The sequence below is a fragment of the Pseudarthrobacter defluvii genome, from assembly GCF_030323865.1.
In the GTDB taxonomy this organism is placed as follows: Bacteria; Actinomycetota; Actinomycetes; order Actinomycetales; family Micrococcaceae; genus Arthrobacter; species Arthrobacter sedimenti.
In genome coordinates, this window is the sequence record NZ_CP066362.1 from 2,427,500 (window position 1) to 2,439,193 (window position 11,694).

The window sequence follows — 11,694 nt, forward strand, 5'->3', positions numbered from 1 at the left end:
GCCTGCCAGGCGCCTGACCTGCCCCTTCGCACCGTTCCCCGCGCTGCTGCTACACCTCCGCGCCGAGGCGCTGGCTGATCACGGTGGAGACGCCGTCGCCCCTCATGGTCACGCCGTACAACGCATCCGCCACTTCCATGGTGCGCTTCTGGTGGGTAATCACGATGAGCTGACTGGATTCCCGGAGTTCTTCGAAGATGGTGATCAGCCGGCCCAGGTTGGTGTCATCCAGCGCCGCTTCCACCTCGTCCATAACGTAGAACGGCGAGGGCCGGGCCTTGAAGATGGCCACCAGCAGCGCCACCGCGGTCAGGGACCGCTCGCCGCCGGAGAGCAGCGACAGCCGCTTGATCTTCTTGCCCGCGGGACGGGCCTCCACTTCGATGCCGGTGGTCAGCATGTCCGCGGGGTCGGTGAGGACCAGCCGGCCTTCGCCGCCGGGAAAAAGGCGGTCGAACACCCTGGTGAATTGCGCCTGGGTGTCCTTAAAGGCTTCGGCGAAGACGCGCTGGACGCGGTCGTCCACTTCCTTGATGATGTCCAGCAGGTCCCGGCGGCTGGCCTTCAGGTCTTCGAGCTGGGAGCTGAGGAACTGGTGCCGCTCCTCCAGCGCCGCGAATTCCTCGAGTGCCAGGGGGTTGACCTTGCCCAGGCTGGCCAGGTCCCGTTCTGCCTTCCGCAGCCGCTTCTCCTGTTCCTGCCGGACGTAGGGCTTACCTTCAACGATCTCCTGCCCTCCCGCATCAACGGGGGCGCGGAGGGCGGCCCATTTGTCGCCTGATTCCTCCGCCGGAACGGGAACGGGGACGTGCGGGCCAAATTCCTCCACCAGCGCCTCGGGGGTGATGCCCAGCTCGTCCACGGAGCGGGTTTCCACCGCTTCGATCCTTGCCCGCTGCTGGGCCCGGGCCAGCTCATCACGGTGCACATTGTCGGTGAGCTGGGCCAGTTCCCGGGCCAGGGCCTCGTTAGCTTCCCGGATGCCACGCAGTCCGCGGTCACGCAGCTCGCGGTTCTCCTCGGCCAAGTCCCGTTCGTGCCGGGCCAGGTCCACGGAGACATCCACGAAGCCGAGTGCCAATTCCACGCCCGCGGAAACGGCGGCTGCCCGTTTGGCCTGGATCCGGCGGCGCCGGGCGCGCTCCGCGGCTTCCTCCCGGGCACGGCGCTCGGCGGCGGCGGCGCGTTCCAGCGATGCAACCCGGTTGCGGGTGGCCGCCAGCTGCTCCTCGGCACTGCGCAGGGACAGCCGTGCCTCAACTTCAGCCGCACGGGCGGCGGATGCGGCACGCGCCAGGGCATCGCGCTGTTCCGTTGAGGGTTCCTCTTCAACGGGTGCTTCCTGGGCTGCCGCCAGGCGGGCGGTGACGGCCGTGAGCGCTTCCTGCTCGGCAGCGACGTTCTCCTCCGCCCGCGCCAAGGACGCGGCCATCCGTTCGCTCTCCCCCACGGCACTGCGGAGGACGGAGTTCAGGTGGCCCAGGCGCTCAGCGACCGCGGCGAGGCGGGCGTCGGATTCGTGCAGCTTGTCCAGGGCAGCGTCCGCTTCCTCCTGGGCACCAGCGCGCCGTGCCTCGGCGCCGGCCAGGGCGAACCTGTTCCGCTCCAGGTCCGCGGTGACCGCAGAAAGGCTGCGGCCGGCGTCGTCCACTGCCGCCTGCACCTCGAGCAATGACGGTGCCTTGGCCGAACCACCGGTGGCCGTTAATGCCGTGAAGACGTCCCCCTCAGGGGTGACCACCGTGAGTCCGGGCACCGAGTCCACGACCGTGGCCGCGGCGTCGATCCCGGGGACGACGGCGGTTCGGGCCAGCAGGTGCCGGACCAAGGCGACGTGCTCCGCGGGCCCGTTTACGAGGCCGGCAGCCCACTGCGCACCGTCAGGCAGCGGCTGGTCCGGCCCGTCCTCCGGCTGGCCCGCCGCAGCCGAGGCGAGGAGCAACGACGCCCGCCCGGCGTCGTCGTCCTTGAGCCGCTGCAGCACCTCAACGGCCGTGTCCTTGTCCTGGACCAGCACTGCCTCGGATGCCTGCCCGAGCGCGGCGGCAATGGCCGCTTCATAGCCGGCCTGCACGGTGATCGCGGCGGCAACGCTTCCCTGCACCCCCGGGAGGCGGGACTCCAGCACGTGCCGGGCGCCGTCCTTCCGCTCAAGGCCCAGCTTGAGGGCGTCGAGCCGGGCGGCCAGGGCATCCCGTTTGCGGACCCCTTCGTTGACGGCGGCCTTGAGGTCAGTGATCTCCTGGAGGACAGCGTCCAAGGCTTCGCTTGCAGCCTCGTAGTCGGCGTCAAGGGATTCTTCCCCCTCCTCCACGCCCGCCACCTGGTTCTCCAGTGCCGTGAACTCGGCCTGGGCACGGGCGCGGCGTTCCGTTCCGGCGGTAAGGGATTCGCGCAGCCGTCCCAGTTCCGCCTGCGCGGACTCCACCCGGGATCGGGCGGCCGCCACCTGGCCGGCCAGCCGCGCCAGTCCTTCCCGGCGGTCGGCTGCAGCACGGAGCTGGGCGGTGAGCCGCTGGTCCTCGGCCAGGGCCGCCTGCTCCGCCTCGGCCTTTGCAGCGCTGGCCGTCGCCAGGGCACTGCGCCTTGTTTCGATGTCCTGTTCAAGCTCGGCGAGCTCCTGCCGCACCCGGGCTGCCTGGCGTTCGAGCTGTTCGGGGTCCCGGCCCGGGGAAGGGGCGGCGTCTTCGGAACCCAGCAGGCGGCTGCGTTCAGTGGCCAGCGAGCCGAGCGACCTCAGCCGCTCCCGCGCCGTGGAGAGCCGGTACCAGGTGTCACGGGCGGCATTCAGGCGCGGTGTGGCCTCTGCCGCAAGTTGCTCCATGGCTGCCTGCTGCCTGCGGCCCGCTTCGAGTTCCTGTTCGACGGCGGTCCGCCGGGCTTTGAGCGCGGCTTCGTCCGCCACGTCCTGCTCCAGCGCCAGCTGCAGCTGGACGAGGTCGTCGGCGAGCAGGCGGGCGCGGGCGTCCCTGACGTCGAACTGGACGCGCTGGGCGCGGCGGGCCACCTCCGCCTGCTTGCCCAAGGGCGTGAGCTGGCGCCGGATTTCCCCGGTGAGGTCGGTGAGGCGCTGGAGGTTGGCCTGCATGGCTTCCAGTTTCCGGACCGTTCGTTCCTTGCGCCGGCGGTGCTTGAGGATCCCCGCTGCCTCCTCAATGAAGCCGCGGCGGTCCTCGGGGGTGGCGTGCAGCACGCGGTCCAGCTGGCCCTGCCCCACGATGACGTGCATCTCCCGGCCCAGCCCTGAGTCGGAAAGCAGTTCCTGGATATCCAGCAGCCGGCAGCCGGCACCGTTGATGGCGTACTCCGAGCCGCCCGTACGGAACAGCGTCCGGGAAATGGTGACTTCGCTGTATTCGATGGGCAGGGCGCCGTCGGTGTTGTCGATGGTGAGCGAAACGTGGGCCCGTCCCAGGGGCGGCCGTCCGGACGTCCCGGCGAAAATGACGTCCTCCATCTTGCCGCCGCGGAGGGTCTTGGCGCCTTGCTCGCCCATGACCCAGGCCAGGGCGTCCACCACGTTGGACTTCCCGGATCCGTTGGGACCCACCACGGCGGTGACGCCGGGTTCGAAGTCGAAGGTGGTGGCAGACGCAAAGGACTTGAACCCCCGGACGGTGAGGCTTTTGAGGTGCAAGGCTTTTCTGGTCTCCTGGAGCGGGTAGGGCATGATTGCGGGAACCGGCTCACTACAATCTACTGCGCAGGACCGACATTTCCCCGCAGCAGCGCCCGGAAGCCAACGCCTGCGCCACGGGTGAATATGCATGATCGGGGCAGGCAAAGGCATAGTTAAGCTCTTGAGCCTGCGTTTTTGTGGGTACAGTCACCGCAGGAATGCGGGACGGAAACGAAGAGGGGCTTGAAATTGGCAGGTAATGCAACCTTCCGCCACAGCAACACCGCGCTGCTCTCGGTCAGCAGCGTCGAAGCTCCAAGGATTGTGAGCTCCACCGACTTTGACCGGCGCCTGGCGTCAACCCTGCAGCGGCTGAAGTTCCCGCCGCGGCTGCTGGAACGCGTCGCAGGCATCACGCACCGCCGCTGGTGGGCCGCCGGCACGTCGTTCGACGACGCTGCGGTGGAAGCCGGCGCCAAGGCCCTGGCCGAGGCAGGCATCGAAGCATCCGAGATCGGCCTGCTGATCAACACCTCGGTGACCAGGCGCAACCTGGAACCGTCCGTAGCGGTGAAGATTCATCACGGACTCAGCCTGCCGTCGTCGGCCATGAACTTTGACCTTGCCAATGCCTGCCTGGGGTTCGTCAACGCCCTGACCCTGGCCGCCAACATGATCGACTCGGGCCAGATCAGGTACGCCGTCATTGTCAATGGCGAGGACGCCCAGCTGACCCAGGAGGCCACCCTGGAGCGCCTCCAGCGGCCCGAAACCACCCGTGCCGACTTTAACCGGGAGTTCGCCACGCTGACGCTCGGCTCCGGAGCGGCCGCCGCCGTCCTGGGACCGGCGGACGAGCACCCGGGCGCCCACCGCGTGGTGGGCGGCGTAATGCGAGCCGGCACCGAGCACCACGAGCTGTGCGTGGGCGGCATCGACGGCATGCACACCGACACAAAGGGACTGCTCGACGGCGGCCTGCAGCTCGTCGTCGACGCCTGGCATGAGGCCCAGCCGGAGTGGGACTGGGCGGCCATGGACCGCTACGTCACCCACCAGGTCAGCAATGCCTACACTCAGGCCATCATCGAGGCGATCGACCTGGATGCCGACAAGGTGCCCATCACGTTCCCGCACTGGGGCAATGTGGGTCCCGCCTCCCTCCCCATGACGCTTGCAGCCGAGTCGCAGTCGCTGGCAAGCGGTGACCGGGTCCTGTGCATGGGCGTTGGGTCCGGACTCAACACTGCGATGCTGGAAATCGTTTGGTGATGGCGGACTGGCCCGGCGTCAACGCCGAATGGTCACGCGAACTCGATGTCCCCTCCACCTCCGGCGCTGATGCGCCGGGCACCGTGCGCCGCTGGCACCTGCTGGATAACGGCGCGGAACTGGCCCGCCACGGATTGACTCCTTTGGGGACGCTGCTGTGCGTGCACGGCAACCCCACCTGGTCCTACCTGTGGCGGAGCCTGCTGGCCGCGGGTTCCAACTCCGCGCATCCGTGGCGTGTGGTGGCCGTGGACCAGCTGGACATGGGCTTTTCGGAGCGGACCGGTACGTTCCGGCGGCTGGCCGATCGGATCAACGACCTGGGCGACCTCACGGACGTGCTGGGCCTGGAGGGGCCTGTCGTTTCGGTGGGCCATGACTGGGGCGGCGCCATCAGCCTGGGCTGGGCGCTGGCGCATGAAAACCAGCTGGCCGGCGTTGTCCTGACCAACACCGCCGTGCACCAGCCTGAAGGCAGCCCCATCCCGGCGGCCCTGCGGCTTGCCCTGCATCCTGCCGTCCACAAGTGGGGAACCACCACCTCTGACGCCTTCCTGCGGGTGACGCATTCGTTGGCACACCCGCCACTGCCCGCGGAAATCCGGAACGCTTACATGGCCCCCTATCGTGGAGCGTCCCGGCGTGCCGGAGTAGGCAACTTTGTTGCGGACATTCCCGTTGACGCATCCCATCCCAGCTTTGCAGCGCTCACCGGGGTGGCTGAAGGCGTACGCAGGCTGGATGTTCCAGCCCTGATGCTGTGGGGCCCGCGCGACCCCATCTTCTCCGACCGCTACCTCAAGGACCTCATCGGCCGGCTTCCGCATGCGGACGTGCACCGCTACGAGAGCGCCGGGCACCTGGTGGCCGAGGACCGGGACATTGCCGCGCCGGTCTTCGACTGGCTTGCGGGGCGCGTCACCGGCGGCGGGATCGGTTCTGCCGACTCCCCCGCAGTGGAAGGCACTGACGGCTTTGAGCCCCTGTGGGCGCCCCTTGCCGGACTGGCGGCGGGACCAACGGGCGACGGGAGGGCCGTCGTCGAAATGGCAACGGACGGTACCGTGGCCCGCTTCCTGACGTGGAAGCAACTGGCGGCGGATGTTGACCACCTGGCCGCGGGCCTGGCGACGGCGGGTGTTGGGCCCGGCAGCCGGGTGAGCCTGATGGTTCCGCCCGGGGTGGATCTCACCGTGGCCCTGTACGCCTGCCTGCGGCTCGGGGCCGTGGTAGTGGTCGCCGACGCGGGCCTGGGCACCAAAGGCCTGAGCCGGGCAGTCAAGGGCGCCACCCCCGATGTCCTGGTCGGGATTGACAAGGCCCTGGCCGCCGCCCGGGCCCTCGGATGGGCGGCCCGCCGCATCAGCGTCCGCGAGCTCACCCCGCGGCGCCGCCGGCTCCTCGGGGTGGAAACCTCCCTCGCCGCCCTTGCCAGGGCAGGTTCAGCACGGGCCGGAGCGGCGGGGAAGGCCGCATTGTCCCTGCCGGGGCCCGACTCCCCCGCCGCCGTCCTCTTTACCTCCGGTTCCACCGGCCCCGCCAAGGGCGTGCTCTATACCCACCGGCAGCTTGCCGCCATGCGGGACACCGTGGCACAAACCTTTGGGATCCGTCCCGGGCAGCGCCTGGTGGCCGGCTTCGCGCCCTTTGCCCTGCTGGGTCCCGCACTGGGGGCAGTCTCGGTGACGCCGGCGATGGATGTCACGGCACCCCGCACCCTGACTGCACGCGCCCTGGCCGATGCCGCGGCGGCCATCGATGCCACGGTGGTCTTCGCGTCCCCCGCTGCGCTGCGAAATGTCGTTGCCACCCGCGGCGGACTCACCCCGGACGGTACCGCGGCCCTCGGACGCATTGACCTGCTCCTCTCCGCCGGCGCACCCGTTCCGGAAGCACTCCTTGCGGAGGTGCAGCAACTGGTGCCCCGCGCCTCCCTGCACACCCCGTACGGGATGACCGAGGCGCTGCCCGTCACCGACATCAGCCTCGAACAAATCCAGGCCGCCGCCGCTGATGCCGCTGCCGGAACGATGACGGGCGCCGGCAACGGCGTCTGCGTAGGCTGGCCCGTCCACGGCGCCCGCGTAGCCGTCATCCCCCTGGCGGCGGACGGCACGGCAGCCGGATCCGTGCCGGTCACCGACGCCGGCATCACGGGAGAGATCATGGTCAGTGCGCCGCATGTCAAAGACGCCTACGACCGCCTCTGGCTGACGCAGGAGCTGAGCAGCGGCCCCACCGGATGGCACCGCACCGGGGACGTGGGCCACTTCGACGCCCAGGGACGGCTGTGGGTGGAAGGCCGGCTGGCACACGTGGTCACGGCACCCGGCGGAGTGGTGACCCCGGTGGGCCCGGAACAGGCCATCGAAGGCGTGGACGAGGTCCGCATGGCAGCCGTGGTGGGTGTGGGACCGGCAGGGACGCAGGCCGTCGCCGCCGTCGTCGAAACCGTTCCGCCAGCCCCCAAGGCCGGTCTTGCCGGGGCGGAGTTGGCGGGCAGGGTACGGGCGGCTGCCCGCAGCGCAGGCGTGTCTGTCGCTGCCGTCCTTGTTGTCCCCGTGCAGCCCACCGACATCCGCCACAACGCAAAAATCGACAGGACGCGGCTGTCCCGATGGGCGTCGGCCGTGCTGGCCGGCGGCCGTCCGGGGACGCCATGAAGGTATTGGTCACCGGTGCCAGCGGGCTGCTGGGCCGCGAGGTGGCAGGCCTCCTAGTACGGAAGGGACATGCGGTCACCACCTTCCAGCGGCGTTCCTCGGGGGTCGACGGCGCAACGGACCACAGTGGCTCCCTCACCGATGATGCAGCGGTCACCGCCGCCGTCCGGGGCGTTGATGGTGTCATCCACCTGGCCGCCAAGGTTTCCTTTACCGGCCGTGCCCAGGAGTTCGACGACGTGAACGTCCAGGGAACCCGGCGGCTGCTCCAGACAGCACGCGAAGCGGGCGTCAGCGACTTCGTTTTCGTGTCCTCCCCGTCGGTGGCCAACTCGGGCGCCGCCATTGCAGGGCTGGGCGCAGAAAAGGCTGACCCGGTGCATGCCCACGGCGACTACTCACGCACCAAGGCGGAGGCGGAACTGCTGGCCCTTGCCACGGACGGACCGGACTTCCGTGTCGCCGCGGTGCGGCCGCACGTGGTGTGGGGGCCCGGTGACACCCAACTCGTGGAACGCGTGCTGGCACGGGCGGCGCGGAAGCGGTTGCCGCTGCTGGATGCCGGCGCTGCACTGATCGACACCACGTATGTGGACAACGCTGCTGCCGCCATTGTTGCCGGGCTCGAGCGCATGGGCCACATCCACGGCCGGGCGTTGGTGGTCACCAACGCCGAGCCCCGGCCCGTGGGCGAACTCATTGCAGGCATCTGTGCTGCCGGCGGCGTGCCCGCGCCGGCTTGGTCCGTGCCGGGCCCTGTGGCGCGGCTGGCAGGATCAGTGGTGGAGCGGGCGTGGCTTCGGCTCGGTAAGCAGGACGAGCCGCCCATGACCAGGTTCCTCGCCGAGCAGTTGTCCACGGCGCACTGGTTCGACCAGCGGGAAACCCACGCGCTCCTGGCCTGGACCCCCGCAGTATCCATCGACGAAGGCCTCGCGCGGCTGGCGGACTACTACGGCTCCCGTTGAGCGGGCCTGCTGCCAGGCGGACGGGCCGCTACCAGCGGCCGTTGCGGGGCCGCGGTTGGCACACGGGGCAGGTATGGGACGAACGGTTCATGAACTGGTCCCGGCGGATGGTCGCATTGATACCCGCTGCGGCGCACCGCCTGCACGGCTCCCCCTGCCGGCCGTAGGCATTGAGGGACCGGTCAAAGTAGCCTGATGCGCCGTTGACGTTGACGTACAGCGAATCGAAGCTGGTCCCGCCTGCGGCCAGGGCATCAAGCATCACCTCGCGGGCGCTGTCGAGGACTCGCTGGGCTTCACTGCGGCGCAGCGTGTCGGTGGCCCGGGCGAAATGCAGCCGGGCGCGCCACAGTGCTTCGTCGGCATAGATGTTGCCGATGCCGGACACCAGGCCCTGGTCCAGCAGCGCCCGCTTCAGCCCCGTTTTGCGCTTCCGGAGGCGCTGGTAGAAGAGATCGAAGGAGAAGGCAGGATCCAGGGGGTCCCGGGCGATGTGTGCTGCTTCCTCCGCAATCAGGGGAAGGGGCGATTCCGCCAGGCCGCCTGGAGCGCCGTCGTCCGTGGGGACGAGCGTGGTGACGAAGAGGCCGCCGAAAATCCGCTGGTCCACGAACCGCAGTTGCTCCGGCATCCCGTCCCGAGGGCTGAGCCGGAACCGGACTTTGAGGTGCTTCTCATCCGGGACGGCTGAGTCCTGCATCAGCAGCTGCCCGCTCATGCCCAGGTGCGCCATCAGGGCAACTTCGGGCAGGCCACCGGTTTTCGGGTTCTCCAATCCGGCAGCAGCGGTGTCCACCAGGGGCAGCCAAAGGAACTTTCCCCGGCGCACGACGTCGGACACGGTGGCACCTTCGAGGTTGCCGATGAAGTCCTCAACGCCAAGGGCATGGCGGCGGATGGAACGCGGATCGAGGACTTCGACGGCACGAATCGTCCTGCCGCGGACCCAGTTCACCAGGCCACGGCGGACAACCTCCACCTCGGGCAGTTCGGGCATGGACGCTACTGGCCGGCCACGGAGCTCGCGCCGGCACTGGACGCCTCTTGGGCCCCGGCGCCGGAAAGCACCCGCCACGCGTCTGCCGCTGCTTCCTGTTCCGCTTCCTTCTTGGAGTGCCCGGAACCCTTGCCGTAGGCGGTTCCGGCGATATTCAGGACAGCGGTGAAGGTACGGGCGTGGTCGGGGCCGGACCCCTCCACTGCGTAGTGGATGCTGCCCAACTGCCGGCTGGCTGCGAGTTCCTGGATGCTGGTCTTCCAGTCGGTGCCGGCGCCCAGGACGGCGGCATCCTTCAGCAGCGGACCGATCAGCCGCATGACCAGTTGCCGCGCCGTCTCGATGTCGTTGGAGACATAGGTGGCCCCGATCAGGGCTTCCATGGTGTCCGCCAGGATGGAGGCTTTGTTCTTGCCATGGGTGAGCTTCTCGCCCTGGCCAAGGTAGATGTATTCCCCAATGCCCAGGCTGCGGCCGATGCCGGCCAGTGCCCGGGTACTGACGACGGCGGACCGGCGCTTGGCGAGTTCGCCTTCGGGCAGGTCCGGGTTGTCCCGGTAGAGGGCGTCGGTGACGGAGAATCCCAGGATGGAGTCGCCCAGGAACTCGAGCCGCTCGTTGGTGGGGATGCCGCCGTTCTCGTAGGCGTACGAACGGTGGGTGAGCGCAAGACGAAGCGTCCCGGCGTCAATAGAGACACCGAGACGCTTCAGAAGCTCTTCAGTTGAAGACATCAGTCAGCCTGTTGGGCCGATTAGACGTCAGCGACCTTGCGGCCCTTGTACTCAAGGAACAGCGCGGTGCCAGCAGAGTCGGTAACGACCTTTGCCTGGTGCGGCAGGCTGTAGGTGACCTGGCCGTTCTCAACGGTCTTCACCAGGTGGGGGGCGGTCGCCTTCCACTGCGAGCGGCGGGCGCGGGTATTCGAGCGAGACATTTTCCGCTTGGGAACAGCCACGGCTAACTCATTTCTCTCTAGACAAACACGTACAAATCAATTTTGCCGGTCAGGCTTAGCCATATCAGCTAGGGCAGCCCAGCGAGGATCCAGGACCTCGTGGTGGTGCCCCGGCTCGTCTTCCAGGCGAACTCCGCATTCGGAGCAAAGGCCCTGGCAGTCTTCCCGGCACACCGGCTGGAACGGCAGGTTGGTGACAACCGCGTCCCGCAACACCGGTTCAAGATCGATTACATCGTGCTCGACTCGACGTTGCTCTTCATCTTCTTCTCCGTCCGAGAACTCAGTGCCCTCGTAGAAGAAAAGTTCTTGCACATTGACCTCAAGGTCATACGCAAGGGGATCCAGGCATCGGCCGCACTCGCCGGTTACTTCGGCGACAACGGTTCCTGATACCAGAATTCCTTCGTGTACGGCCTCAAGCCTCAGGTCGAGCTCGACATCCGAGCCTTCCTGAACACCAATGAGCGCCACACCAAGATCACCCGGTGCGGGTACATGTTCCTTCAGCGTCCGCATGCTTCCCGGGCTGCGCCCGAGGTCCTTGACGTCGAACGCCAGGGGCGAACCAGCATCTCTGTTAATGAGAACTCCTGTTGAACATATGACCGACGTACCATCTTAGCCTGAAGAGCCATGGCGACTCAAACCGGCAGGAGGCAGCGCCGAAGTACCGATCCAGCCTACCGCCTTGGCTGCTGATCAGGCGAAGGCTCGCCGGCAACCATGCGGCGGTGCACGGACCGGGGCACGTAGTCCGAGACGCTGCCGCCCAGGCTTGCCACCTCTTTGATCAGGGTGGAGGACAAGTGGACGTAGCTTGCCTCGGCCGGGAGGAAGACAGTCTCCACGCCGCTTAGCTGGCGGTTCATGGTGGCCATCGGAAGCTCGTAGTCGAAGTCCGACGATGACCTCAGTCCCTTGACGATGGCGGACACACCCCGTTGGCGGCAATATTCCGCCAGGAGGCCCTCACCCACCGGTTCCACCACGATGCCCTTGAGCGATGCGAGGGTTTCGCGTGCCATCTCCAGCCGTTCCTCGAGGCTGAACATGTACTTCTTGGCGTAGTTGGTGGAGATGGCCACAATGACCTCGTCGAAAAGACCGGCAGCCCGTGCAATGACTTCGAGATGGCCGTTGTGGATGGGGTCGAAGGATCCGGGGCACACAGCGCGTCTCATGGTTCGAACCTACCCCATGGGAAGGCCGGGATA

Annotated in this window: 9 protein-coding genes; 3 read left to right on the plus strand and 6 right to left on the minus strand. The window is 68.0% G+C overall.

Going from position 1 to position 11,694, the window contains the following annotated elements:
- Positions 1 to 49: 49 nt before the first annotated feature.
- On the minus strand, positions 50 to 3,637 hold the full coding sequence (smc, locus tag JCQ34_RS11250) for a chromosome segregation protein SMC (protein WP_286397620.1): 3,588 nt from the start codon (positions 3,635 to 3,637) through the stop codon (positions 50 to 52).
- 231 nt (positions 3,638 to 3,868) lie between these two features.
- Here smc and JCQ34_RS11255 point away from each other — a divergent pair, with 231 nt between their 5' ends.
- Genes JCQ34_RS11255 through JCQ34_RS11265 form a run of 3 tightly spaced genes read left to right on the plus strand, consistent with a single transcriptional unit; the run spans position 3,869 to position 8,522 of the window.
- The gene (locus JCQ34_RS11255) at positions 3,869 to 4,891 is read left to right on the plus strand and encodes a 3-oxoacyl-ACP synthase III (RefSeq protein ID WP_286397621.1); all 1,023 of its coding nucleotides are present in this window, start codon (positions 3,869 to 3,871) and stop codon (positions 4,889 to 4,891) included.
- Positions 4,885 to 7,554, plus strand: a complete 2,670-nt coding sequence (locus JCQ34_RS11260; RefSeq protein ID WP_434738906.1) for an alpha/beta fold hydrolase — start codon at positions 4,885 to 4,887, stop codon at positions 7,552 to 7,554. Before JCQ34_RS11255 ends, JCQ34_RS11260 begins: the two co-directional genes overlap by 7 nt.
- On the plus strand, positions 7,551 to 8,522 hold the full coding sequence (locus JCQ34_RS11265; RefSeq protein WP_286397625.1) for an NAD-dependent epimerase/dehydratase family protein: 972 nt from the start codon (positions 7,551 to 7,553) through the stop codon (positions 8,520 to 8,522). The genes JCQ34_RS11260 and JCQ34_RS11265 overlap by 4 nt, the downstream gene beginning before the upstream one ends.
- Before the next feature lie 28 nt (positions 8,523 to 8,550).
- Here JCQ34_RS11265 and mutM read toward each other — a convergent pair whose 3' ends face one another.
- The 5 genes from mutM to coaD form a co-directional block, all read right to left on the minus strand.
- On the minus strand, positions 8,551 to 9,519 hold the full coding sequence (gene mutM, locus JCQ34_RS11270; protein WP_286397626.1) for a bifunctional DNA-formamidopyrimidine glycosylase/DNA-(apurinic or apyrimidinic site) lyase: 969 nt from the start codon (positions 9,517 to 9,519) through the stop codon (positions 8,551 to 8,553).
- A gap of 5 nt (positions 9,520 to 9,524) precedes the next feature.
- A complete protein-coding gene (gene rnc, locus JCQ34_RS11275) occupies positions 9,525 to 10,253 on the minus strand; it encodes a ribonuclease III (protein ID WP_286397628.1) in 729 nt (242 codons plus the stop codon).
- A gap of 20 nt (positions 10,254 to 10,273) precedes the next feature.
- Positions 10,274 to 10,477, minus strand: a complete 204-nt coding sequence (rpmF, locus tag JCQ34_RS11280; RefSeq protein ID WP_009356569.1) for a 50S ribosomal protein L32 — start codon at positions 10,475 to 10,477, stop codon at positions 10,274 to 10,276.
- Positions 10,478 to 10,513: 36 nt separating this feature from the next.
- Positions 10,514 to 11,038, minus strand: coding sequence for a YceD family protein (locus JCQ34_RS11285; RefSeq protein WP_286404452.1), 525 nt, complete (start codon positions 11,036 to 11,038; stop codon positions 10,514 to 10,516).
- A 122-nt stretch (positions 11,039 to 11,160) separates the two neighbouring features.
- Positions 11,161 to 11,661, minus strand: coding sequence for a pantetheine-phosphate adenylyltransferase (gene coaD / locus JCQ34_RS11290; protein WP_286397630.1), 501 nt, complete (start codon positions 11,659 to 11,661; stop codon positions 11,161 to 11,163).
- Positions 11,662 to 11,694 lie beyond the last annotated feature (33 nt).

What these genes read in the sequence shown, in the direction of transcription:
- JCQ34_RS11265 (WP_286397625.1), top strand. Translation starts at nt 7,551, where the DNA reads ATGAAGGTATTGGTCACCGGTGCCAGCGGGCTGCTGGGCCGCGAGGTG.
- mutM (WP_286397626.1), bottom strand. Translation starts at nt 9,519, where the DNA reads ATGCCCGAACTGCCCGAGGTGGAGGTTGTCCGCCGTGGCCTGGTGAAC.
- rnc (WP_286397628.1), bottom strand. Translation starts at nt 10,253, where the DNA reads ATGTCTTCAACTGAAGAGCTTCTGAAGCGTCTCGGTGTCTCTATTGAC.
- coaD (WP_286397630.1), bottom strand. Translation starts at nt 11,661, where the DNA reads ATGAGACGCGCTGTGTGCCCCGGATCCTTCGACCCCATCCACAACGGC.